The sequence below is a fragment of the Pseudarthrobacter enclensis genome (genome assembly GCF_001457025.1).
In the GTDB taxonomy this organism is placed as follows: Bacteria; Actinomycetota; Actinomycetes; order Actinomycetales; family Micrococcaceae; genus Arthrobacter; species Arthrobacter enclensis.
In genome coordinates, this window is record NZ_KQ758603.1 from 113,882 (window position 1) to 136,443 (window position 22,562).

The following is a 22,562-nucleotide window of genomic DNA, read 5'->3' on the forward strand; positions in this document are numbered from 1 at the left end:
AGGCGCGGCCCGGTATCAGGTGGTGGCGCGGTAGCCGAGCCGGGCCTCAAGCCACCGGCCCTGCTCCAGCAGCGCCGCCGCGCACGCATCCCGGCGTGGTTCCAGCCGGGCCTTGATGCCCACGATCTGCAAGGCGGCAGCCACCTCGCCCCTGAAGTCGCGGACGGGGACTGCCAGCGAATAGAGCCCGGGCTCGGCTTCCTCGTCCACCACCGAGTAGCCCCGGAGCCGTGCGGCGTCCCGGCGGGCCAGGAAGTCGTCGATGCCTGTTGGAGTGTTGGGGCCGTGGCGGATGAAGTCCACAGCGGCGAAGACCGTGCGGACTTGCCCGGCCGTGGCTTCCCACAGCACCGCCTGGCCGGCATCGCTGCAATACGCGGGGTAGGGCCGTCCCAGCCAGGAACCCACCAGGTTGCTGCCCGGCGGCACGCTCTCCCCGATGGTCACGGTGCCGGAACCCTGCAGGATGCCCAGGAAGCAGGCTTCGTCCGTGGCGGCGGCCAGGGTGTCCAATGCCGTAGCACCGTCGCTTTCCAGGCGCCGTGCCGTGAGCAGCTGGGCGTCGGTCAGCAGCGACCAGTCCAGCCTGTAGCTCCGGGCCTCCGCCCGGGCCAGGAAACCCTCCTGCGAGGCGCTGCGAAGGTACCGCGACACCTGGCTGCGGTCCCGGTCCAGGCCGGCTGCGATGTCTGCCACGGATCCGTCGGCCAGCCCTGCGGCATGCCGGGCACCCACCGCCATGACCGCCTGGATTCCACGGCCCATGCTGGAGGTCTTCGGCATGCTGCCGAGTCTAGTGGAGCGGATCTTCACAACGGGTAACAGTCATTAAACACATGCATTGATGCGTATAGTGATCGAATGCCTGCCCGCGCCGCCCTGTCCGCCATGCTCGACGCCCCGGGTACCGTCCTGTCCGACGGTGCCCTCGCCACGGAACTGGAGGCCAGGGGCTGCACCCTGGACGATCCTTTGTGGTCCGCCAAGATCTTGGTGGAACAGCCCGGCCTGATCACGGACGTGCACCGGGACTATTACGCCGCCGGTGCCCGGATCGCCACCACCGCCAGCTACCAGGCCACCCCGCAGGGATTCGCCCGGCGGGGGATGGGCGAAGCCGAGGCATTGGAACTCGTGGCGTTGTCCGTGCGCCTGGCCGATGACGCCCGGCGCGCCCACCTGGCCAGCCATCCCGACGCCGGTCCCTTGCTGGTGGCCGGGTCCGTGGGGCCGTACGGGGCCTACCTCGCAGACGGCTCCGAGTACCGCGGCGACTACACCCTGACGGAGGCGGAGTTCCGGGACTTCCACCGTCCACGCGTCGAGGCCCTGGTGCGGGCCGGCGTCGACGTCCTTGCCTGCGAAACCCTGCCCTCCGCCGCCGAGGCACAGGCGCTCGCCGGGCTCACCCGGGAGGCCGGCGTCGAGTGCTGGTTCACCTTCACCCTGCGGGACGGCGGCCATATCAGCGACGGCACCCCGCTCGCCCACGTCGCTGAACTGCTGGACCCGCACCCGCACGTGGCCGCCGTCGGCGTCAACTGCGTGCCCCTGGGACTTGTCACCCCGGCCCTGACGGCCCTGCGGAGCGGCACCGGAAAGCCCCTGGTGGCGTACCCCAATTCCGGCGAAACCTACGATCCGCATACCAAGTCCTGGGCCGCCGTCGACGGGAACTCCGAGGTTCCGGCGGACCTTGCCGCCGGAACCCAGGAGTGGGAAGCGCTGGGTGCGCGCATCATCGGTGGGTGCTGCAGGACCACGCCGGCGGACATCGCGGCCGTCGCGGGGCACATCGCCTGCTGAAACCCTGCTCGAGCAGCCGCCATCCCGCGTGTCCGTGCCAATGTGCCCCGGGAGCGGCGGTGCAACAGTTAAGGGACACCTACCCGGTGCGGACCCCATAGGTGGCCAGGACGTTGCCCTTGCTGGTGCGCTTCTCGTCCAGGAGGTCCAGCCGGGTCAGCGGATCACCGTCCTCGAACAGCCGCCGGCCGCTGCCTGCGATCACGGGGTGGGTCATGAGCTGCAGCGAATCCAGCAGGCCCGCGAACAGCAGCTGCCGGACCACGGAAATGCTGCCGCACACGGCGATCTCCCCTCCGTCGCGGTCCTTGAGCCCGGCAACGAACTCCTCCAGCGGTGAGTCCATCAGGTGCGAGTTCTGCCACTCGAGCGGCTCCTGCAGGGTCCGTGACGCCACGAACTTTTCCACCGGGTTGATGAACGCGGCGAACTCCTGGTCCGTGGAGGCATTAGGCCAGTAGCCCGCCCATTCCTGGTAGCTCACGCGGCCCAGCACCACCGTATCCACCGAGTTGATCATGGTGTTCAGCCCCTCACCGAGCTCGGCATCGAAGCTGTCGAACTGGAACTTGAACGGTTCGGACACCACCCCGTCAATGGAGTGGAACAAGCCGGCGGTGACTTTGCGCATGTGGAGCCTCCTGGGAATCGTCGGGACAAGGAATAACGTATGCGCTGGGTCCGGCGGGGGAAAGAGCAATTGCCGCCAAGGACGCCACAGTTGCTGCCAAAACGCGCGACGGCGGCGGGCCAGTTAGCTTCATCACTCGCCGTGGCGTCTTGCCGGGTTTTGGCGGAAACGGGCCCCATAATGTTGTTGATGCGGCCACTTTCCGCAGCCCCGGCCAGGCAGGAGGAAGTGCATTGGAAACTCTCAAGAAGATCGTCCGCAACCAGTACTTTCCCGCCGGTGCCGTGCTTGCCGGCGTCGTCCTTTTTTGGCTGGTGGGCGTCCTTGGCGGATTGTCGCTGCTGCACAACAACCAGCCGCCGCTGACCACGCTGACCTGGCTGCTGTTCGTCTACACGGCCGCGGTGCTCACCCCGCTGGCAGGCCTGCTGGCCGCCCTGGATCTGTTCCGCCGCTGGCGCCGCAACCGTGCCGGCGTAGTGCAGGCCATCGACGAGGACGCCGATGAGGACATGAGGCCGTCCGCCGAGACCCTTGTTCCGGCCACCGCCCCGCACGAGGGCCCCTATGACCAGGCCCAGCCGCTCGTGGACGGGGAGCACCACTCCCACCCGGCACAGGACCGGCAGCCGCGTTCCGCTACCCCGCCCCGACCGGGTACCGCTCCCGGTGCCGGCCAGGCCGCGGCGGGCACGGCCAAGAAGAACCCCAAGCAGCCCGGCGGCCGGAAAGCGGCGTAGCTCCGGCCGGTTCCGGCGTCGGCCGTTTCCTAGCGGGCGTTCAGCGCGCCCAGCGCCTGCTCCGCCCGGCCCAGCACGCCAGGCAACCGGGCAGCCGGCTCCGGACGTGAGAACAGGTACCCCTGGAGCGAGTCGCAGCCCAGCGACGTGAGGTAGTCCGCCTGTACGGGTGTTTCGATTCCTTCGCCGGTGACGGTCAGTCCCAGGCTGTGCGCCATGTTGATCATGGCGCTGAGGATGGGCAGGCGCTCGCTGCCCGTCCGCACCATCGACACGAACGTTTTGTCGATTTTCACCGTATCCACCGGCAGGTCCTGCAGCCGTCCCAACGACGAGTAGCCGGTGCCGAAGTCGTCCAGGGCAACCCTGGCGCCGGCGTCGCGGAGGGTGCTGAGCTGCCGGATGACGTTGCAGTCTGCATCGAAAAAGACGCTCTCGGTGACCTCCATGACCAGCTGCCGGGCGGCGACCCCGTATTCCTGTGCCAGGCGGAGAACGGTGGCGGCAAAGTCGTGTTCCTGCAGCTGCACGCCGGAGACGTTCACCGCCAGCGACCGTGCGGGGTCTTCGCCCAGCCACGGCGCCAGCTGCTGCATGCCCTGCACCATGACCTCCAGGCCAATTTCGCGGATCAGTCCGCTGCGTTCGGCGGGCGGGATGAAGTCCGACGGCGGCACGCGCCCGCCATCCCGGTCCCACCGTGCGAGGGCCTCGAACTGGACCACCTGACCCATCCGGTGCGACACGATGGGCTGGAACTCCACGGTGATTTCCCTGTTAGGTACGGCAAACTGGAGGCCGCTCTCCAAATCCGTGCGCTGCAGGAGCGCGGTCATCATGTCCGGCTGGAACCGCAGGAAGCGGTTCTTGCCGGCAGCCTTGGCCGCGTACATGGCGATGTCCGCCTGGCGCAGCAACTCCGAGGGGCCCACGTCCTCCAGCCCACGGGACGCCAGGCCGAGGCTCAGGCTGGGGCGCAGCACCTGCCCGCTGATGATGACGGGAACGTGCAGGCAGCGGAGGATGCACGTGGCAATGTCCTCCACGTTGGGGCAGGCGGTCAGGAGCACCACGAACTCGTCACCGCCCAGCCGGGCCACCACGTCCGCGGTGGGCACACATCCGCGCAGCCGGCGGGAAACCTCGATCAGCATGTCGTCGCCGGCCTGGTGGCCCAGGATGTCGTTGACTTCCTTGAAGTCGTCCAGGTCCAGGAGCAGCACATCCACGCTCTTGAGCCGCGGTTCCTTCAGCGATTCAGCCAGTGCGTCGTTGAACACGGCGCGGTTGGCCAGCCCGGTCAGCGGGTCCTGGAAGGCCATGACCCGCAGTTTCTCGGCCTGGGCGGCCAGGTCCAGCATGGCCTGGTGGGCCTGTTGCTGTGCCTGCCTCCTGGGCGTGACGTCGCGGAAGCTCCAGACCCGGCCCACGATAGTGTCGCCGGCGCGTTGCGGCCGGGAGTACCGTTCCACGGTGCGCCCGTCCCGGAACTCCAGGACATCGTGGGTTTCGGCAACAGGGTCGCCCTGGACTTCGGCGAGCCGGGACAGGAATGCCTCCGGATCCGCCATCTGGCCCATTACCCGCCGCATGACGGGATCGTCGCTGTCGCCGTCCATGAGCTCCTGGGGGATGTCCCACATGGTGAGGAACTGGTCGTTGTATCCGGCGACCCGGCCGTCGGAACCCATCACCAGGATGCCGTCCGCCGTGGATTCCAGCGTCGCCGTCAACAGGGACAGCACTTCGCGAAGGTCGGCATTGGCCTGGCGGTGCGAAGTACCCCGGACGGACAGCAGGTACCGCGACGGTGCCGGCCCGCCGTCGTCGAACGCGTCCTCCCGGCCCGGTGCAGCGAGCAGTGAACCGGCCACTTCGGCGGAGAATCGGGTGCCGTCCGCGTGGATCCAGTACACCTCACGGGGTGCCGGGGGATCGTCCGGCCGCTCCAGCAAGTGCCGGAGGATCCTGTCCATTTCCGGCCGGGAGGCAGCGGCCAACAGCGTACGGTAGTCGCGGCCCGCCAAGAGTCTGGGGTCCGGTCCGAACAGGCGGGATGCTGCCGCGTTGGCAAAGTCGATGGTGCCGGCGGCATCGATCGCCAGGAAGGCGTCGGGGCTGGCATCAAGCATGGCTTCGAACGTGCGCACCGCTGCTGTGCTGTTGTGCCTGGCTTCGGCCATGCCACCACCCCCCTCGCACATCATAAGCGGGGAAGCGCCCGTTGTGGATGCGCCGTGACCTGCGGATTTGTCCCGGACACAGAAAAACGCCGCCCCGCGGACGGGACGGCGTTTTCGGTAAGGAACTGTGGGTGCTGCTAGGCCCGTCGGCCGCTGCGGTTCATGACGGCACCGTAGATCAGCAGAACAATGATCGATCCGAGGATGGCCAGCAGCCAGGTGCGGAGGTCGAAGAACTCGGCCAAACCGCCGCCGAAGATCAGGGATCCGATCCAGCCACCGAGGATGGCGCCGACTACGCCCAGGACCATGGTCACCAGCCAGCCACCGCCTTGACGGCCCGGCAGGATTGCCTTCGCAATGGCGCCTGCAATCAAGCCCAAGATGAGAAATCCGAGAATGCCCATGCTGTCACTCCTTATTAGTAAGTTGTGCCGTGCCCCCATCTCCGGTTCCCTAATTCAATCAGCGTGCTTACCTGTCTGCAAGGCTTTGAATATCACAGGATGACTGTCAGTTTGGCGCCGTAAACGCGCAGGCCGGGGCGGGTTTTGGGCCGTGGATAGGATGAAGTGTCCCCTCAGGGCGAGCAAAGAACCAGCAAGGAGCCCCGGCATGTCCAGCCAGAACACCGCCCGGCCACGTGCCGTTTTCCTCGACATCGACGGAACGTACGCAGACCACGGGCTCGCCCCGGAAGCGCACGTGGAGGCCGTCCGCGGGGCGCGACGCCGCGGCCATCTGGTCTTTGTCTGCACCGGCCGCCCGCTGTCCATGGTGCCGGACCACATCCTGGCAGCGGGGTTCGACGGCGTGATCACCGGCGCGGGTGCGCGGGTGGACATGAACGGGGAGGTGCTGAAGGACAGCAGGTTCTCCCCGGAGACCGCAGCCCTGATCGTGGACACCCTGGACGCCCACGATGTGGCCTACATCCTCGAAGCTCCCGAGGCGCTGCACGGCCGGACCGGGGTGGACGAGCGGCTCCGCCGGGTGCTGACGCCCGTGTTCGCCGGCCGGTCCCGCCATGACGGTTTGCTCAGCACGGACGTGGACCCGGTGGAGGACATCCTGAGGCCGGTCCGGTACAGCGACGACCTCCGCGGTGCCTCGTTCGCCAAGATCTCCTGCTTTGATTCGCCGGTGCCGCTGGGCCGGCTGATGGATGTGATCGGCCCCGAGGCGGGCCTTATTCCCAGTTCTCTGTCCGCCCTGGGCGAGAGCGCCGGGGAGATCTTCATGGCCGGCACCCATAAGGCGGTGGGCATCCGGGTGGTGCAGGAGCGGTTGGGCCTGGAGCGTGCGGACATCGTGGCCATCGGCGACAGCGCCAACGATATCGAGATGCTGGAATATGCAGGTGTCGGCATTGCCGTGGAGGGCGGGCACCCGTCGGTGCTGGCCGTCGCCGACCAGGTCACCCCGGGCCCGGCCGGCAACGGCGTGGCATTGGCCCTGGCCGGACTCGGGCTCCTGGACTGAAGGGTCGGACCAGCGGACCGGCCGCACGACCCAACCCGCTGGGACGGGCTCACGGCGTGAAGCGTTCCGGGGTCAGCCGGCCCGCTCGATCAGCCGCATGACCCCGGTCAGCGTGGCAGCGTAGGACGGGTCCGTGGCGTAGCCGGCGGCGGCCACAGCCCGGGCGAAGGCGTACGGATCTGCCGTGTGCTCAAACGCGGGGCGGTAGCGGGCGTTGCGCCGCAGGAAGCTTCCGTGGTCCGCGAACGATTCCTCCGCTGACGCGTACGCCCGGAACCAGTCCAGCACCACGTAGGCGTACTTGCCGTCCGGCCGCCGGGTCACCGAGATCACCTGCGGGAACTTGCCGTTGGGATGGCTGAGGACCTCGCGGGTCTGCAGGAGCTGCCGCTGCGGCTCAGGCAGTGTGGCCTTGGCCTTGATGCCGAAGAAGTTGAACCGCGGCGCCTTCTTGCCCCAGCCCGATTCCAGCGCCGCCTGGCCCAGCGTCACCAGCCAGGGCACTCCGCTGGCCTGTTCGCCGCGGCGCGCCTGCGGTCCATACCGGTCCACGAACTCCCGGACGTGCGGCGGCACGTTCCCCCGGGGTACGGGCGGAGTGGGTGCCGGCGGCTTGGGCGCCGTGTTCTGGCCGCCGCCGAGTCCCGGGACCCCGCCGGCGAACAGCGGGCTGGGGTTGCGGGCCCCCTCCCAGCTCAGGTCAACGTGGATGTGGTCGGTGTGTTTGTTGGGCTGCGTGTAGGGCCGCCAGCCGTCGGCGCGGCGGGCCCAGCTCCACTGGTTGTGGTTCCAAATGATGTAGGCCACCTGAAGCTCAACGGCGTTGCTCTGCATCCAGGCGACATAAGCCTCGGCCTGGGCTTTTTCCGCCAGCCGGTCCACCCGGGCGTAAAGGTCCACGGAGCGGCCCTCGCCGTGCAGCGACGGCGTTCCTGCCTCCGTCTTGCGGCAATTGAACGTTCCGGCCTGCCGTCCCGTCAGCCGCTTCCACTGTTCTGCCATGGCCCGGGCACCGGGCTGCGCGCCGGCGGCGCAGCGGACGAACGTTCCGCGGACCACGCGTCCGGCCGCCCGGTCCGAGGTCTGCGGGGCGGGCGCCGGGGCGGGGGCGTCCTTGCGCGCCGCACGATGGGCATTGATCGCCGCCACCGCGGCGGTCCCGGCGGCTCCGGAAAGGTACGTCCACGCGGCCCAGGTTCCCCGCACGTCCACATGCGCGAAGCCGGCCCCGATGCCCACTCCGATCCCGTCGCCCAGCACATCCACGGCCGCCTTGGCGATGTCCAGTCCGGACATGCCCGCTACGGTCACGTCGGCCGCCTGTCCGCTGCAGTGCCTGCTGAGCGTGGGTTTATTCGGCGGATTGGCGTTGCGGTACACGGCCACATTGCGTTCCCAGGACCGGTAGCCGGAGGTGATGCGGACCGGCCGGCCAACCCTGTCGCGGAGTTTCTGCAGGGCGGCCACGAGGGCGGGCGAGATGCGGGCCTTGTCCGCGTACTGGTTTCCGCTGAACACCAGCTCGCCCACGGTGAAGTTGGGGGACAGCTTCATCTTCCGCAGCGCCGCGCCGGTTTCGTACAGCGGGAGGCCGGTGTTGTTGGGGTCCCAGTGCTCCTCGCCCTCGCCGGTCCGTCCGGAGGTGACGCTGAGCGTGGTCCCGGAGGGGAAGGCTTCGTGCTCGCCGATGTCCTCCGCTTCGGACTGCGCCGCGGCCAGTTCCCACTCGCCGGCCTCGGCGCTGCCGGATTCGGTGGCGGCAGGTTCTGCGGCCTCCTGCGGGGCAGGGGAAAGGACGACGCCGTCCGCTTCCTCCTCGAAGGATGCTGCGGTTGGTGAGCCCGGGCCGGAGTCCGTTTCCCGGCCGCCGTCTTCGTCGAAGCGCCAGCCGGTGTCCGCGAAGTGGAGTTCGCCGCCGCTGGATTCGGCCTCCCGCAGGGTGGCGCCGGGCAGCGCGGCAGCGGGATCGGCCAGGAGCCGCCAGCCGAAGCGCCGTGGGATGTCGTTGTGCGGCACCCTGGTGGACTCCACCTTGAAGGACGCCGGGGCGCCGAAGGCCTTCAGCGACTTGGCCACGCGCTCGCTGTTGCGGGCCGTGGGCTCACTCGCGCGGTACACCACCCGCAGCGCACCGCTTCCGGTGCCCGCCCGGCGTCGTGCCCATTCGATCAGGGCTGAAGGATCGGAGTAGAGCGCATCGAACGTGTGCACCTCGTCCGGGTCGGTGTGCTTGAGGATGGCCATCAGCGGGGCGCCGCCGCCGGAATGGGCCGTGATGATCAGCTTTCCCTGCGCCGCGTTGGTCCCCGCATGCCGGTTGAAGGCCTCCAGTGCGGTGGCCACGAGCTGCTGCAGGGCTCCGGGCCTGGCAAGCGCCGGGAAGGAGTAGCCGGAACCGCTGTTGCCGCCAAAGTAGTGGCCCCGGGGGAGGACCGCCAGGGTGGGAGCCGAACGGCCGGCAGTTCCCGGGTTTTCGGGATCCGAGAAATCAAGCCCGCTGGCCGGTTCCTTGTCGCGGATGATGTTCATGGCCGCCCGCCGGCCGGAGTAGCCGTGCAGGTGGACCACCACGTCCACCGCCGCGGTTCCCTGGGGCATGCTGTTCCACTTCAGCAGCAGGTCAGGGCTGGTCCCTTTGTGGGCGCGGAGCAGGGGCAGGCGGTCCACCACCAGGCGGCCCGGGGACAGCATCCCCGGCTGGTCCTCCGCGGACAGCCCTGCCGGCGCTTCAGGGGATTCGGTGCCGGCTAACTCCATGCCGGCTTCCGGCGCGGCCGCACCAAAATCCTCCTGGACCTCCCAGGTGCTGGCGCCGCCGTCGAATTCTTCCCCGTTCAGCTCCGCGGCACCTGCCCACTCCTGGAATGCAAGGTCTTCCTGGCCTCCCCAGGAGAGGTTCTCGTAGTCCTCCGCTGCTGCGGCCTCTTCACTGCCCCCGGCGGTGGATCGCGCACCCGGGGATTCTCCAAAGGCCGCGGCCTCGTCGAAGTCCGCACCGACGGCGTTGTCAAGGTTCTCTCCGCTGTCCGGCCGTTCCTGGAACGAAAAGACGTCCTGCTTCACCGGCCAGCCGGCATGTTCCTGCTGCGCGTCGCCGTTGCCGTTGAGGGCGAACAGTTGCGCCACCGTGAAGTCCTCCATGGCCCTTCCTCCCCGGTCCTAGACTTTGGCCTTGGTGCCGTTGCTCGACGGCACGAACACCGGAGCCGACGCCGCCGGCGTGGGCTCGGGCAGGCGCAGCGGCTGGGCGGGGCGCTTGGCATCCGGGCTCACGGACACCACGGTGGGGTCCTTGATCCGCGTCCCGGTGGCCGACTGCCAGAGGTCGATGATCCTGATCATGGCGTCCGCCACCACAGGGTTGGGGACCATGTTGGAGTGGTAGAGCATCTCGGCGTCTGATTCGTCGTTGAACGCCCCGTTCTCGATGAACCACATCAGCGGCGAGAGCAGCCCGGCGAGTTCGAACAGTTCCCTGGTTTCGCGCGGCGGGTTGATCCCCACCCGCGCGCCGATGGCCGCCAGCCGGTCGGCAGGGTTGCCGTTGACGCCGGCTTCCGCTTTGAGGTCCTTCACCACGGGCGTCTCGTACTCCACCGTCAGGTGCATCCAGTTGAGCATGCTGACGTAGGCGAATTCCTCCTGGGCCAGCATGCCGCCGCGCCGCCGCATGGTCAGCATCTCCGAGAGGGACTGGCACAGGTAGGCAATGTAGGACCTGTCCGTGGCGTTGGGGCCACCCTGGTTCCTGTCGTTGAGGATGCCCTGCCAGACCTGCCGCAGCAGTTCCTCCCAGATGTCGAAGAAGCGGGCGTTGCTGCCGGCACCCACGTCCTTCTTCCACGGCTGCCCGTCCAGCGGCGGCCCCAGCGGGGTGGCCAGCGGTGCGTGGGAGAGGTCGCGGCCGAACATGCGCCAGTACGCGTTCCGGCGGTTCACGCGGGCGTCCGGCCGCAGCTGGCTGCTGACCCCCAGAATGTGGAAGGCCGGGGGATCGCGGAAGAACAGCTCCTCGGTGTTCCGGGCCCACACCAAGGTCTGCACGGAAGGCGGTGCCAGGGTTTCGCCCACCTTGTAGCGCCGGACCACCTCGCCGAGAATCTCCACGATGCCTGTGTTCTCCAGCAGGAACGCGTAGATGAGGTGGTCCCAGGGGAGGGGCTGGGTGGTTCCGAGCAGCGGCGGGACGTTGTAGCCCGGCGGAATGGCGGTGCCCTGGGTGATGGCGCTCGGGTAGGCGGACAACAGCAGCGGCGGCATCTTGAGCGCATTAATGACGGCCTGCTGCCCGGTGGTGGCGGAGAGCGTGGGTCCCGGATTGGGGAAGTACTTGACCACGCCATTGACCGCAAACACTTCCTCCAGCCAGCGGCTGAGCTGCCGCGGGTTGTGGGCGAACACCACGTCCGGGTTGGGCGTTGCGGCGGGGTTCAGCAGGGTGGGATCGACAACCAGCCTGGCTAGCGTACGGAACATCGTGGGCCTCCAAAGGGGATTCGTGGTTTCAGCGCCGGTAGGGGATGCCAAACGCAATGGGCAGGGCCCGGCCGTCCAGCAGCTCCACGTACTGGACCTGGTCCGTTGCCAGGTCCAGGCTCCTGTTCTGCAGCGACCCCACCTGGACGAGGTCCCGCGGAGTGTTGTCCAGGTACTGGATGCCCACAGTGGCCGCACCGGACGGGAACGGCGCCTTGAAGGTCATGCGGTAGCGGACGGAGCCGGCGCCGGACGCCGCGGGTACCGTGGTGATCTCCGGCGGCTCCATCAGGGAGTCGTCGCGCCCGGTCCGGGTGCGCTTGCGGCTGCCCAGCACGTTGCTGAGCGCGTTGAACTGCAGCCCCAGCAGCAGTTGGCCGGGATCTGCGTCCACCCGGCGGCCGCCCACCGGTCCGGGCGGCTTGGCCTCGGCCTGCCGGTTGATCTTCTCCAGCAGTTCGGCGTCCCGTTGCCGGCGCGCCTGCTGTTCCTCCACCATGTTCCTGACCAGCACGTAGTCGGCTTCCCGCAGCTCGGCCTGCGCTTCGAACAGGCTGCGCTGCTCCGCGAAGACCTCCTTCATGACGGCGGCCATTTGCCCGCTGAGGGCCGTGGCCACTGCGAGGGTGAATTCTTCGGCGGCTGCCTGCGCGCCGGCAGCGTCCTGCGCCGTGCCCGCCTGGGTGGCCTGTCCTTCCTTGCCGGCCTGGCCTGACTGGTTGGGCTGGGCGGTTTTGGCCGAGGTCCGGCCTGACGTGCGGGCGTTGCCCGTCTCCTCCTGTGCCATGACGGCGGTCCTTTCGTTGCTGCTGGTGCCTACGGTGGGTCAGGCTGCGGCGGCCACCGCGCCGCCGATCCGTCGAAGCCAAAGTTCTGTGCCGTCGTCGTGCGCGGCCGTTGTCCCGGCCGTTGGCCCGGCGCTGGACACCGCCCGGCCGTCCGGCACTGCGTGGCCCTGAATGACCGTCCACGCCAGCACGCGCATGGCCTCCAGGCGCTGCAGGTACGTGGAGGTGTAGAGGGAAGCGCCGGCGCGTTCCGCGAGCCGGGCCAGCTCTGCGGGGGCAACGGCGCGCGGGTCCGCGATGGCGCTGAGCGCCGCACCGCCGAACGCGCGCAGCGGTGTCCGCGTGCAGGTGTCCGCAAGCGCCGGGAGATTCGCCAGGCTGGCCTTGGCCACCACCTGGACGTCCCGGCCGGCGCGCGAGAGCGGGTGGCGGAGCAGCCAGGTGCGGGCGATGCCGTCCCACGGGCCGGGCCCGAACCAGGAGCGGCACAGCCCGGCGTTGAAGAGCACCCGGATCCAGCCGAAAGGATGGGGGTCGCCGGCCGGCATCCGGAAGACTTTGCTGCTGGGGCCGTCCACCACCGTGGCCAGCGCGGGCAGCGGCGCGTATCCCAGCAGCACAAAGGCGTACACGTCGGCGGCCACCTCGCTGGCCCAGCTGCGCCAGGTTTCGGCGGCCAGGACCGAGACGGGGGCCATCCGTTCGTACAGGGCAGCCCCCAGTTCCCCGGTCCAGCCGGTCATGTGCGCCACCTGGTGCCCGGTCTCGTGGACCAGTGAGGTGGGCCGCCACATGTTGTGGCGGGTGATCTTGATGGCCGCCACGGGGGACAGGGAAGCGTCCCACAGCCGGGCGCCCGAGCGGAGGATGGAGGCGCCCAGGCCCTTGTCCAGGTATGTCAGCACCGGCGGCGCTTCCATGCCCAGCGGCCGCAGCACCCGGTCCATGCTGTCCACGGCGAGGGCATCGAGTCCGCGCAGGACCGCGCCGAGGCGGGGACTGGTCCTGGTGTTGACGGCGTCGCCGTAGAAGTCCAGGACCGTCTCCACCTGCTCGTAGCGGCGCCTGAGCCGCAGCAGCGCCGTCTTGACCGCTGCCAGGTCGTCCGGCTCCGCCGCCGTGGCCAGGCGTGAACTGAGCGCACCGGCTTCGGCCGCCACCCCCGTGGCAACAGCCCGCAGGCTGGAGCGAAGGCTCAGTCCCACGTAGCTTTCCAGGGACTGCCACGCCGCCGCGGACGCCAGCACTTCCAGGTCCGTCAGGGAGGTGCCGGCCCGGAGCCAGTGCCGGACTTCAAGGGCCAGGGCGTCCTTTTCGGCCAGGAAGTCATCGGTCCGGAGGGCAGCTGTCCGGGGGCCGGCTGTCCCGGGGCCGGCGGGCCGGGTGTCATAGGGCACTGGACTTCCACCCCGCATGCACGCTCACGTCCGGGGCCTGGACGGAGCCCAGCCGGTCCCTGGTGATGTCGTGGAACGTGGCCGTGATGGTGACGCCGTGGGACGGTTCGGCCACCGCTGCCGCGAGTTGCGCTGCCCGCTGGCTCAGGAACTTTGACAACGACGCCGCCAGCGCCTTGAGCAGGGCATCCACCGGTGCTGCCGCCCCGGCTGCGTCCTTGGCCAGTGCGTGCCGGACCAGGCGGGAGGAGAGGACCAGTGGGAGCCTGCCTTCGTAGAGCCCGCGCAGGGCGGCGAGCACGGAGGGCAGGTCCCGCCGGGCGGTCGGTGAGGAGGGCTGCAGCAGGGCCAGCAGTTGCTGGGCCTGCCGCTCCGAAAGCCTCAGCTGCACCTGGAGGCGCCGCCGGGAGGGTTCCAGGACCACCCGCAGCCTGCGGGTCAGCCGCCGCCCGCGGGCGGCGGGGTGCAGCACGGCCGAACGGATCCGGAAGTACCGCCGGCCCACCTGCGGCCGGGCACGGCCCAAAGACGCCTGCGGCCCGGCGGGTCCCGCGGCGGCACCGGGACGGCCCAGCGCCGGTTCACGCAGCAGCAGGCCCGCGATGTCCGGGGTCAGCAGCTGGAATTCGGTGCTGTCCGCGCCGGCCGCCTCGTCCAGGGTCTCGTCCTGGGTGAAGTGTCCGAACTGGGTGCCCGGGATGGCTTCGTAAAGGTCCACCTCCGCTTCGAGGGGCCAGCGCCGCACCCCGCGGTCCAGGAGGTGGCCTTCCAGCGTGCCGCCGTCTGACCAGCGGATGGCCCGCGCCGCCTGCCGGGTGATGGGGACGGCGAAAACCCGGGTGTACTTGCGGAACCGGTAGCGGGGCCGGGCAGTGCGGGGCATCAGGATCCAGACTCCGCCCTCGCCCGCCGTTTCCCGTTCGGGCAGGTCCTCGTGGAGGACCCTGTCCGGAAGGTAGGCGGCTGCCGCTTCCACGAACGCTTCCTGGACTGCGGCGGCGAGCTGGAGCTGGTCCTCGAACGTGGCCTCCGGCAGTTCCAGGAGGCGGAGGGCCGCGCCTTCCACCGTGGAGGCCACCGCCTCCGCGGCACGCAGCCGTTCCGGCTCCGCCTCGGTTTCGAAGCCGAAGACCCTCAGGCCCAGGTCAGCGACCGGGGTGGCCAGCATCTTCGCCGGGCCGTCGCCGATGAGTCCCTTGGCCAGGTTGGCCAGGATGTCCGCGATGAACTTCACCACCCGCTGCCGGCCGATGATGGAGATGCCCAGCTTGATGAGCGGCTGGACGGCCATGACGGCGGGCAGGAACTGCTCTATTTCCGCTGTGGGGGTGCTGCCGTCCGGGAGGGCCGCCAGCCGTTCGGTGAACCTGGCGCGCGCCGTTTCGAGTGCCGCCAGCGAATCGGGAGCCTCGTAGGTGCGGGGTTCGAAGAAGTTCTCGCCCAGTTCCTCCTCCGCCTCCGGGGCGTACAGCAGGGACGTGACTTCCAGCCCGAACGCCTCGGCCAGTCCCTCGGCGGAGGCGTGGTCTTCCGCTTCGGCTTCCGCGACGCCCAGCTTGGCGGCGAGCTTGCGGGCCAGCGGCCGGATACTTGCCGGCAGCCGGTTCATGGCGGCGCTGATGACGCGCTGGAGGAGCGGGCGCACCAGCCCCTTGAGCTTGCCCAGCAGCAGGTTCACGGGCAGGACCTTGCCCACGGCCGCGACGCCCTTCTTGACCAGCCCGACGGCGCCGCTGACCAGCTTCTTGCCGGCGCGGAGCAGGCCGCCCAGGAAGTCCTCGTAGCCGGACAGCCCAGCGGGGGACTGGGTGCCGGCGGCTTCCAGCAGTTGTTCGAACTCCTGGGGCGGCATGCCGTAGAGGTCCGCACCCGCCAGGCGTCCGGCGAAGCCGTCCAGGGCACGTTCCGCCTCGGTGGCCACCGGTTCGATCCAGTCCTCCAGGGAGGCACGTGCGTCCGCCTCGGCCGGCAGGGAGGACCAGTTGCGCTGGTCCGCGAGCTGGTGGGCGGCAGCGTCATTGACCAGCTGCTCCAGGGAATCGATGAAGTCCTCGTCCTCCAGCTCGGCGAAGAAGGCGGCCGCCTCACCTGTTTCAGGGGCGTAAGCCTCGGCAATGAAGCGGGCGGGGAACGGTGAGTTGAGGGCTGCCTCCGGCACGGCCTCGGAACTGGCCGGGGCGGCGGGCGGGTCGGCCAGGGACAGGCCGGAGAAAAGCGCCTCGCTGGTGTTGCCTGGCTGGGCATCCATGACAGCCTCCTTTGGGGGATGGGGATTACAGGGTGGGGTGGTGCTGTATGCGCGCGCGTCAATCGTCTGTAGTAATTTCCGCCCCGTTTCCGTCCGGCGGCGGAGCCAGCTCCGAGATCAGTGATTCGAGCAGGACCGCCAGGTTCGCAGTGCCCGTAACTACCCAATTCCGGCGGGTGCCGTCGGTGGTTAAAACGCGGATAATCAACCCTTGTGGGTTACGCCAGGCCCGCAGTACGATCACGGAGTATTCGGCAGTCATGGCGGAGATGATCCGCCGGAACGCCTTTCCGGGCATCAACATTGCGTAGCGATGTTGATCATCGCCACCTCAGTGGCAGGTCTCCCTACAGGTCTGCGTCCGATTGAACGTGGGGTCCTTCAATGTCGTCTGCATCCCTTCCCCTTCCCGGCGGACTGCCCCTTCCGGACACCCAGGGACCTCCGGGCCGGGAGGCCGCGCAGGCACGGCTGTACCTGCTCAACGGCTTTTCCCTGTTCCTGGCCGGAGACCGGGTCAGGCTGCCCCTGCACGCGCAGCGGGTCCTGGCGTTCCTGGCGCTCGCCCGACAGGACGGCGTCACCTGTTCCCGCGACGCCGTGGTGGGCAGACTGTGGGCTGACTCCACCGTGGAACACGCCAACGGCAGCCTCCGCACCGCCCTGTGGCGGATCCGGTCAGCATGGGCCGGGCTGGTCGCCGCCGGACGGAATGAGCTGGCATTGGGCCCGGAAGTATCTGTGGACCTCCAGTCCTGCCGCGACCAGGCCGGCCGGCTGCTGTCCCGGGACATGGACCTGGCTGCCGGGGACATCGACTGCTCCACCCTGACCGGGGAACTGCTCCCGGCGTGGGACGAGGATTGGCTGCTGGTAGAGCGCGAACGGCTGCGGCAACTGCAGCTCCACGCCCTGGAGGCGCTCGCCGTGCGGCTGCGGAAGCTGGGGCGCTACCCGGAGGCCATCGACGCGGCACTGCGGGCCGTGGCCATCGAACCGCTGCGCGAATCGGTGCACGCCGTCCTCATCGACGTCTGCTTCGATGAAGGAAACGTGGCTGCGGCGCACGGGTACCTCCGCCAATACCGGGCGCTGCTGCAGGCCGAGCTGGGCCTTGAACCGTCGCCGCAGATCCTGGCGCGGTTCCGGACGCCGGCTACTGGCGAGGTGCGTGCGCCGGCGCGTGCGCAGCCGCTGCAGGCCGCGCCATCCCTGCGCCCGGCTCCGGCGGTGTGATCCGCGATGGGTCTGGGAGTGTCCCTTGGGGTAGTTCCGGGGACGTGCCGAGGCCGCGCACCGCCCACCCTTCGGCCTGCCACGCAGCAGGGTCCAGCACGTTGCGTGCATCCAGCACCACCCGCCGTCGTACCGTCCTGCCCGCCACGGCAGGGCAGAGGCGGCGGTACTCCTCCCATTCGGTGAGGAGCAGCACCAGTTCGGCGCCTTCCAGCGCCCGCGCTGCCGTCGCCTCGAACCGGAGCCGAGGGTAACGGCGCCACGCGTTGTTTACCGCCTTGGGATCGGTGACGGTCACGTGGGCGCCCGCCGCGGCGAGCCGGTCCGCCACGTCCAGCGCGGGGGAGTCCCGGATGTCGTCGGTGTCCGGCTTGAACGATGCGCCCAGGACGGTGATGGTCCGGCCCGCCACGCTGCCCCCGCAGAGCTCCGCCGCGAGCTGCACGGTGCGCTGCCGCTGGCCCACGTTGACTGAATCCACCAGCTGCATCCAGTCCGCCAGGGAGTCCGCTCCGTGGCCTGCCGCCTGGGCCCGGAGGCTCCGGATGTCCTTGGGAAGGCAGCCGCCGCCAAAGCCCAGGCCGGCGTGCAGGTAGCGGTTGCCGATGCGAGGGTCCAGTCCCATGGCTTCGCTGAGTTCTGCCACGTCCGCGCCGGCGGCGTCGCAGAGTTCCGAAACGGCGTTGATGAAGCTGACCTTGGTGGCCAGGTAGGCGTTGGCTGCGGACTTGATGAGTTCCGCCGTCGCAAAGCTGCAGGCCTGGCGGGGAATCCCGGCGCGCAGCAGCGGCTCGTAGACCGCGTCCAGCGCGGCCGTCACGCCCAAAGGCGCGCCCGTGGACGGGTTGAATGCCGCCGCTCGGCCGCCCTCCACTCCGTAGACCAGCCGGTCCGGCACCAGCGAGTCCTTCACGGCCGTTCCCTGCCGCAGGAACTCGGGGTTCCAGCCCAGCAGCACGTCGCGCCGGCGCGCCAGGATCCCGCGGAGCATGTCCACGGTGCCCACGGGAACCGTGGATTTACCCACGACGACGGCGCCCGCGGCCAGGTGCGGCAGCAGCGCCCGGGCGGCGGAGACCAGGTAGGAAAGATCTGCGGCGTCCGACGTTTTGTCCTGAGGGGTGCCGACGCACAGGAAGTGCAGCTGGGCGTCCCGGGCCTCGGCAATGCTGGTGGAGAACGTCAGCCGGCCGGTGGCGGCGCCGTCGCGGAGCAGCTCATCCAAGCCTGGTTCGTGGAACGGAGCGGCTCCGCGCGCCAGTTGCTCCACCTTCGCCGGGTCGACGTCGATGCCCACGACGGTGTGCCCCATGGAGGCCAGGGTGGCCGCGTGCACCGCACCCAGGTAGCCGCAGCCGATGACCGAAATTTTCACGCCCATGCTCCCTTGCCGTTGCCTGCGCCGGACAGTGCCGGCTGTTCTGCGATGACGTCCATGTAGTGGGTGACCAGCTCCCCGCAGAGGGCCGGCCAGGTGCGGTCCTGGACCGAGGCGTGCGCGGCGGTGCCGAACGCCCGGCGTTTGGCGTCGTCGCCCACCAGGTCCAGGACGTGGCCGCGCAGGGCGGAGAGGTCCCCGGGTTCGTACAGCCAGCCGGTCCGCGAGTTCTCCACCAGGTCCAGGGGGCCGCCGCGGCCCGTGGCCACCACCGGAACTCCGGATGCCATGGCTTCCTGGATGGTCTGGCAGAAGGTTTCGAATTCGCCGGGGTGGACGAACAGGTCGAAGGACGCCACCGCCCGGGCCAGGTCGCTGCCGCCCATGAACCCGGTGAAGACGGCGCCCGGCAGGGCCTGTTCCAGCGCTGCCCGCTGGGGGCCGTCGCCCACGACCACCAGGGTGGTGTCCGGGATGCCGGTGAGGGCCGCGAGGTCCTCCACCTGCTTTTCGACGGCGAGCCTGCCCACGTAGCCGATGATCCGGTGCCCGGCCGGTGCCACCGAAGCCCGCCAGCCGTCGTCGCGCCTGTCCGGTGAAAACCTGGCGGTGTCCACGCCCCGGCGCCACATCCGCACCCGGGGGATGCCCCGTCCGCGCAACTGGTTCAGCGCGAACGTGGAGGGCACCAGGGTGCGGGTGGCGAGCAGGTGGATGTTCTCCACCCGGTTCCAGGCCCAGTTCTCCAGGAAGGGGACGCCGTAGCGGGCCGCGTAGCCGGGCACTTCCGTCTGGTAGACCGCCACGGTGGGGATGCCCAGCTGGGCGGCTGCCTGGGCTGCGCGCCAGCCCAGGACGAAGGGTGAGGCCAGGTGGACGACGTCCGGTGCGTAGTCGGCAAGGATTCGCTTGACCCGGTACACACCGCCCATCGCCACCCGGACGTTCGTGTATCCGGCGAGCGGGACTGCCGGAAGCCGGTGGATCTCGGCGCCCTTGACGCGGCCCCCGGCCGCGCCGTCGTGCGCTGACGGCGCGATGACCAGCACCTCGTCGCCGCGCTCCTGCAGGTGGTCCAGCACCCGCAGGATGGAGTGTGTCACCCCGTTCATCAGCGGCAGGAATGATTCAGCAACAATTGCGATCCTCACCCCTCCACCGTGGTTGGCTGCCTTGACGCCGCGGGGATGACGGCGTGGCCCGGGGGGAAAGGTTCGGTGAACAGCAGGCACTGGGCGGCTGACCTGGGGCGGCAGAAAAAATTACTAAGTAGACTTTCCATTTGATGCTAAGCATGCTTACTGTAGTGGGGCAGTCAGAGCACAGCCTCAAGCAGTCGGGGCGGGAGCCGAAGACCGGGGGATTCCCGTGCCGGTCCATCCGCCTGCTGCATGCCCAAGTGCAACGACAATCCGAAGGAGACGTCATGCTCAACCGCGAGAACATTGAAAACCTGCTCCACCAAGGTGGCAACATAGTTGGGTCCGACGGGGAGAAGATCGGCTCGATCGGTCAGCTCTACGCCGATGACGACACGGGGGAACCCACATGGGTCACTGTCAAGACGGGGCTTTTCGGCACCTCCCAGTCCTTTGTTCCGGTCGAAGGTGCACACACCCAGGGCGAGGATCTTGTGGTTCCGTACACCAAGGATCACGTCAAGGATGCGCCGCGGGTGGACGTCGATGGCCACCTCACCCCTGAGGAAGAGGACCGGCTGTACACCCACTATGACCGTGGCCTGCGCACCTACTCCGACTCGCAGGACGACGTGGACCTCCAGGGCGACGCCGACCTGAACGCCGGCACGCCGACGGAGGGTGTCACCGGCGGCCGGGACGCCGTGGACGCGGACTTCAATACATCAGGGACCACTTCCGGAAACAGGGGAGTGGGACACGATACGTCCGGCCCCACTACTGACGACGCCATGACGCGGTCCGAGGAGAGGCTGAACGTCGGCACGGAGCGCGAGGCGGCCGGCCGGGCCCGCCTGCGGAAGTACGTCACCACCGAAAACGTCACCAGGACGGTGCCGGTGCAGCGCGAGGAAGTCCGGGTGGAGCGGGAGCCCATTACGGAGGAGAACCGCGGCGCTGCCCTCAACGGCCCCGACATCAGCGAAGAAGAACACGAGGTTGTCCTCCACGAGGAACGTCCCGTCGTGGAGAAGGAGACCGTACCGGTGGAGCGGGTCCGCCTCGACAAGGATGTTGTCCAGGACGACGTCACGGTCAACGAGGAGGTCCGCAAGGAGCACATCGAGACCGACGGCGCGGACGGCGGCAAACGCCTCTGACCCCCTCGGAACCTGAACCCCTGAGCTTCAAGGGGTGCAGGCCCTCCGGCCGGGCCGGCCATTGAGCCGGCAGGGCCGGAGGGCCTGTCGTTTCCGGGCACGCCGGGTGCGGCGTGACACCATGGATGACGATGAAACTGCGCGCTGACCAGACCGGAGACCGTGGCCTTCCCATGCCTTTGTGGCTGCAGGGGGCCCTTGAGACCGCCCAGGCGGCGTTCATCTCGGCGCTGGCGGTGCTGGTTCCCATCGTTGCTGTCTGGGCCACCGCCGGTTTCCAGAACAGCGGCTTCGACTCCCTGGCCCGCCTGGCCGGCCAATCCTGGCTGCTGGTGCACGGTGTTCCGCTGGAGTTGGCAGCCGCAGGATCCACGGCAGCAGCCCATTCCGGGTCCGGCCTCCTGACCCTGGTGCCGCTGGGCCTGACCCTCATCCCGTTCCTGCTCGCCTGGCGGGCCGGGCGCCGGCTTGCGCGGGCCTCCTACACGGACCAGCTGTGGCAGGCGCTGCTGGGATCCTGGGTGGTCTACTCAGCCTTTGGCGTTGCCACCGGTTTTGTCTGCCGCACCCCGGACGTGGGCATCAACCTCGGCTACGCCATGCTGTTCCCCCTGGTTCCGTTCGCCCTGGGCATGGTCATCGGTGCCCGCCGCGAGGCCGGTTCCTGGAGCCGGCTCATCGGCGTTGACGCCGTGGACTGGATCTCCCGGACCAGCCAGCACTCCCGCTGGGCGGGCTCGTACCTGGCGTCCGTGGTGAAGGCCGGCTTCGTTGCGGTGGCAGCCGCAGTGGCACTGGCCGCCGTGCTCCTGGCCGTGGACCTGTTCGTCCACTGGAACCTGGTGCTGGCCGTGTACGAGGCCCTCGACGCCGGTGCCGCCGGAGGAGCCGCCCTCACCATCGCCCAGCTGGGCTACCTTCCCAACCTGGTGGTCTTCGCGCTCGCCTGGACGTCCGGTTCGGGCTTCGCGCTGGGCGTCGGTTCCCAGGCCGGTCCGCTGGGCACCGCCGTCGGGCCGTTGCCGTCCATCCCGGTGCTGGCGGCGGTTCCTTCCGGTCCCCTCGAGTACGCTTTCGTGGCCCTGCTCGTGCCGGTTCTCGCCGGTGTCCTGGCCGGCTGGTGGTTCCTCCGTGAGGGCGAGAACCACTTCGACGAATGGCTGTCCATCAAAATCCGGGCGCGCTGGTTCACCGCCGCCGTGTCCACCCTGGTGCTGGGGGTGCTGGCCGGGGCTGCCGCCGGACTGTTGACCATGGGCCTGGCCTGGCTGTCACGCGGTTCGGCGGGGATCGGCCGGTTGACGGACATCGGACCGGACCCGTTCTGGACGGCGGTCTGGGTCGCCGCGGAGGTGGGTGCCGGCGTCGTGGTTGGATACGCGGCTGGGCCGTGGCTGGAACGTGAGCGGGCCGCCGAGGAGGAGGACGCGGAACTGGTCCGTTGAGCTGCGCCGCCTAAGGAACCGGGCGGGGCAGGGACTTCTCCAACTGCACCTGGCAGGCCCGCTGCGCCTGGTCCGTCAGCGCCCGGCCAGCGCACGCCTGGTAGTCCGCCACCTGGTTGAAGAACACGGCTGACGCCAGGGTCACCAGCAGCATGCAGGCGGTGACCACCAGCCCGGAGATGGTGCCGAAGAGGACCAGCCGGGACTCCCGCAGCCGGAACCACCGGACCAGCAGGACGATCCCCAGGGCCAGCCCCGCCGCCGTCAGGATGGCGGTGAGCCAGAGGTACCCAACGTCCAGCTGGTAGACGAACACCGAGCCCAGCACGGATACGATGAACATCCGGAACAGCGTCAGGGTCCTGGCCAGCGATGCCTTTTCCGCCTCGCCGAGCGGCGCTTTTGCCCGCCGCGGCGCGGCCGGTTCCGGTGTGGAGTTCATGTTTTCCAGCG

The 22,562-nt window shown here is 69.3% G+C and carries 19 protein-coding genes; 6 read left to right on the forward strand and 13 right to left on the reverse strand.

What is annotated here, in order from left to right:
• Positions 1-15 precede the first annotated feature (15 nt).
• On the reverse strand, positions 16-783 hold the full coding sequence (locus AS031_RS12985) for an IclR family transcriptional regulator (protein WP_058268584.1): 768 nt from the start codon (positions 781-783) through the stop codon (positions 16-18).
• Positions 784-861: 78 nt separating this feature from the next.
• Here AS031_RS12985 and mmuM point away from each other — a divergent pair, with 78 nt between their 5' ends.
• Positions 862-1,806: a homocysteine S-methyltransferase gene (gene mmuM / locus AS031_RS12990; protein ID WP_058268585.1), complete on the forward strand. Its 945-nt coding sequence runs from the start codon at positions 862-864 to the stop codon at positions 1,804-1,806.
• Between the two features lie 79 nt (positions 1,807-1,885).
• Here mmuM and AS031_RS12995 read toward each other — a convergent pair whose 3' ends face one another.
• Entirely contained in the window at positions 1,886-2,437 is a 552-nt protein-coding gene (locus AS031_RS12995; RefSeq protein ID WP_058268586.1) for a dihydrofolate reductase family protein, read from the reverse strand.
• 233 nt (positions 2,438-2,670) lie between these two features.
• Between AS031_RS12995 and AS031_RS20185 the strand changes: the two genes are divergently transcribed.
• Positions 2,671-3,177: a hypothetical protein gene (locus tag AS031_RS20185; RefSeq protein ID WP_058268587.1), complete on the forward strand. Its 507-nt coding sequence runs from the start codon at positions 2,671-2,673 to the stop codon at positions 3,175-3,177.
• A 29-nt stretch (positions 3,178-3,206) separates the two neighbouring features.
• Here the strand turns inward: AS031_RS20185 and AS031_RS13005 are convergent, their stop codons facing one another.
• Together AS031_RS13005 and AS031_RS13010 are read right to left on the reverse strand one after the other, a co-directional pair.
• Positions 3,207-5,360, reverse strand: coding sequence for a putative bifunctional diguanylate cyclase/phosphodiesterase (locus tag AS031_RS13005; RefSeq protein WP_058268588.1), 2,154 nt, complete (start codon positions 5,358-5,360; stop codon positions 3,207-3,209).
• Positions 5,361-5,497: 137 nt separating this feature from the next.
• Complete coding sequence (locus AS031_RS13010) at positions 5,498-5,767, reverse strand: GlsB/YeaQ/YmgE family stress response membrane protein (RefSeq protein ID WP_058268589.1); 270 nt, start codon at positions 5,765-5,767, stop codon at positions 5,498-5,500.
• A gap of 208 nt (positions 5,768-5,975) precedes the next feature.
• On the opposite strand from AS031_RS13010, the gene AS031_RS13015 reads away from it, so the two are divergent.
• Complete coding sequence (locus tag AS031_RS13015) at positions 5,976-6,842, forward strand: HAD hydrolase family protein (RefSeq protein ID WP_058268590.1); 867 nt, start codon at positions 5,976-5,978, stop codon at positions 6,840-6,842.
• A 72-nt stretch (positions 6,843-6,914) separates the two neighbouring features.
• On the opposite strand, the gene AS031_RS19545 is transcribed toward AS031_RS13015, so the two are convergent.
• The 6 genes from AS031_RS19545 to AS031_RS13045 are packed head-to-tail and all read right to left on the reverse strand — an operon-like array spanning position 6,915 to position 16,013.
• Entirely contained in the window at positions 6,915-9,983 is a 3,069-nt protein-coding gene (locus AS031_RS19545) for a glucosaminidase domain-containing protein (RefSeq protein ID WP_218918362.1), read from the reverse strand.
• Between the two features lie 18 nt (positions 9,984-10,001).
• On the reverse strand, positions 10,002-11,318 hold the full coding sequence (locus AS031_RS13025) for a hypothetical protein (protein WP_058268591.1): 1,317 nt from the start codon (positions 11,316-11,318) through the stop codon (positions 10,002-10,004).
• 28 nt (positions 11,319-11,346) lie between these two features.
• Complete coding sequence (locus AS031_RS13030; protein WP_058268592.1) at positions 11,347-12,105, reverse strand: hypothetical protein; 759 nt, start codon at positions 12,103-12,105, stop codon at positions 11,347-11,349.
• Positions 12,106-12,144: 39 nt separating this feature from the next.
• Entirely contained in the window at positions 12,145-13,503 is a 1,359-nt protein-coding gene (locus AS031_RS13035) for a hypothetical protein (RefSeq protein WP_228379631.1), read from the reverse strand.
• Positions 13,493-15,751 carry a hypothetical protein gene (locus AS031_RS13040; protein ID WP_058268593.1) on the reverse strand — a complete coding sequence of 753 codons (2,259 nt, stop codon included), beginning with the start codon at positions 15,749-15,751 and terminating at the stop codon, positions 13,493-13,495. The genes AS031_RS13035 and AS031_RS13040 overlap by 11 nt, the downstream gene beginning before the upstream one ends.
• Before the next feature lie 58 nt (positions 15,752-15,809).
• Entirely contained in the window at positions 15,810-16,013 is a 204-nt protein-coding gene (locus AS031_RS13045) for a hypothetical protein (RefSeq protein ID WP_141688837.1), read from the reverse strand.
• Positions 16,014-16,135: 122 nt separating this feature from the next.
• Here AS031_RS13045 and AS031_RS13050 point away from each other — a divergent pair, with 122 nt between their 5' ends.
• Positions 16,136-16,987: an AfsR/SARP family transcriptional regulator gene (locus tag AS031_RS13050; RefSeq protein WP_058268595.1), complete on the forward strand. Its 852-nt coding sequence runs from the start codon at positions 16,136-16,138 to the stop codon at positions 16,985-16,987.
• Here the strand turns inward: AS031_RS13050 and AS031_RS13055 are convergent.
• Together AS031_RS13055 and AS031_RS13060 are read right to left on the reverse strand one after the other, a co-directional pair.
• On the reverse strand, positions 16,908-18,362 hold the full coding sequence (locus AS031_RS13055; RefSeq protein WP_082642018.1) for a UDP-glucose dehydrogenase family protein: 1,455 nt from the start codon (positions 18,360-18,362) through the stop codon (positions 16,908-16,910). The two genes, AS031_RS13050 and AS031_RS13055, sit on opposite strands and share 80 nt — an antisense overlap.
• Positions 18,359-19,516 carry a glycosyltransferase family 4 protein gene (locus tag AS031_RS13060; protein ID WP_058268596.1) on the reverse strand — a complete coding sequence of 386 codons (1,158 nt, stop codon included), beginning with the start codon at positions 19,514-19,516 and terminating at the stop codon, positions 18,359-18,361. Before AS031_RS13060 ends, AS031_RS13055 begins: the two co-directional genes overlap by 4 nt.
• Positions 19,517-19,791: 275 nt before the next feature.
• Here AS031_RS13060 and AS031_RS13065 point away from each other — a divergent pair, with 275 nt between their 5' ends.
• On the forward strand, positions 19,792-20,664 hold the full coding sequence (locus AS031_RS13065; RefSeq protein ID WP_058268597.1) for a PRC and DUF2382 domain-containing protein: 873 nt from the start codon (positions 19,792-19,794) through the stop codon (positions 20,662-20,664).
• Positions 20,665-20,795: 131 nt separating this feature from the next.
• Positions 20,796-22,109, forward strand: coding sequence for a cell division protein PerM (locus AS031_RS13070; RefSeq protein WP_058268598.1), 1,314 nt, complete (start codon positions 20,796-20,798; stop codon positions 22,107-22,109).
• A gap of 10 nt (positions 22,110-22,119) precedes the next feature.
• On the opposite strand, the gene AS031_RS13075 is transcribed toward AS031_RS13070, so the two are convergent.
• Positions 22,120-22,551: a hypothetical protein gene (locus AS031_RS13075; RefSeq protein ID WP_058268599.1), complete on the reverse strand. Its 432-nt coding sequence runs from the start codon at positions 22,549-22,551 to the stop codon at positions 22,120-22,122.
• Positions 22,552-22,562 lie beyond the last annotated feature (11 nt).

Bases quoted from the DNA above. Each gene is read 5' to 3' on its own strand.
- AS031_RS13045 (WP_141688837.1), bottom strand. From the start codon at position 16,013: ATGACTGCCGAATACTCCGTGATCGTACTGCGGGCCTGGCGTAACCCA.
- AS031_RS13025 (WP_058268591.1), bottom strand. From the start codon at position 11,318: ATGTTCCGTACGCTAGCCAGGCTGGTTGTCGATCCCACCCTGCTGAAC.
- AS031_RS13040 (WP_058268593.1), bottom strand. From the start codon at position 15,751: ATGGATGCCCAGCCAGGCAACACCAGCGAGGCGCTTTTCTCCGGCCTG.
- AS031_RS12995 (WP_058268586.1), bottom strand. From the start codon at position 2,437: ATGCGCAAAGTCACCGCCGGCTTGTTCCACTCCATTGACGGGGTGGTG.
- mmuM (WP_058268585.1), top strand. From the start codon at position 862: ATGCCTGCCCGCGCCGCCCTGTCCGCCATGCTCGACGCCCCGGGTACC.
- AS031_RS12985 (WP_058268584.1), bottom strand. From the start codon at position 783: ATGCCGAAGACCTCCAGCATGGGCCGTGGAATCCAGGCGGTCATGGCG.
- AS031_RS13015 (WP_058268590.1), top strand. From the start codon at position 5,976: ATGTCCAGCCAGAACACCGCCCGGCCACGTGCCGTTTTCCTCGACATC.
- AS031_RS13050 (WP_058268595.1), top strand. From the start codon at position 16,136: ATGTCGTCTGCATCCCTTCCCCTTCCCGGCGGACTGCCCCTTCCGGAC.
- AS031_RS13075 (WP_058268599.1), bottom strand. From the start codon at position 22,551: ATGAACTCCACACCGGAACCGGCCGCGCCGCGGCGGGCAAAAGCGCCG.
- AS031_RS13070 (WP_058268598.1), top strand. From the start codon at position 20,796: ATGAAACTGCGCGCTGACCAGACCGGAGACCGTGGCCTTCCCATGCCT.
- AS031_RS13005 (WP_058268588.1), bottom strand. From the start codon at position 5,360: ATGGCCGAAGCCAGGCACAACAGCACAGCAGCGGTGCGCACGTTCGAA.
- AS031_RS13010 (WP_058268589.1), bottom strand. From the start codon at position 5,767: ATGGGCATTCTCGGATTTCTCATCTTGGGCTTGATTGCAGGCGCCATT.
- AS031_RS19545 (WP_218918362.1), bottom strand. From the start codon at position 9,983: ATGGAGGACTTCACGGTGGCGCAACTGTTCGCCCTCAACGGCAACGGC.
- AS031_RS13030 (WP_058268592.1), bottom strand. From the start codon at position 12,105: ATGGCACAGGAGGAGACGGGCAACGCCCGCACGTCAGGCCGGACCTCG.
- AS031_RS13065 (WP_058268597.1), top strand. From the start codon at position 19,792: ATGCTCAACCGCGAGAACATTGAAAACCTGCTCCACCAAGGTGGCAAC.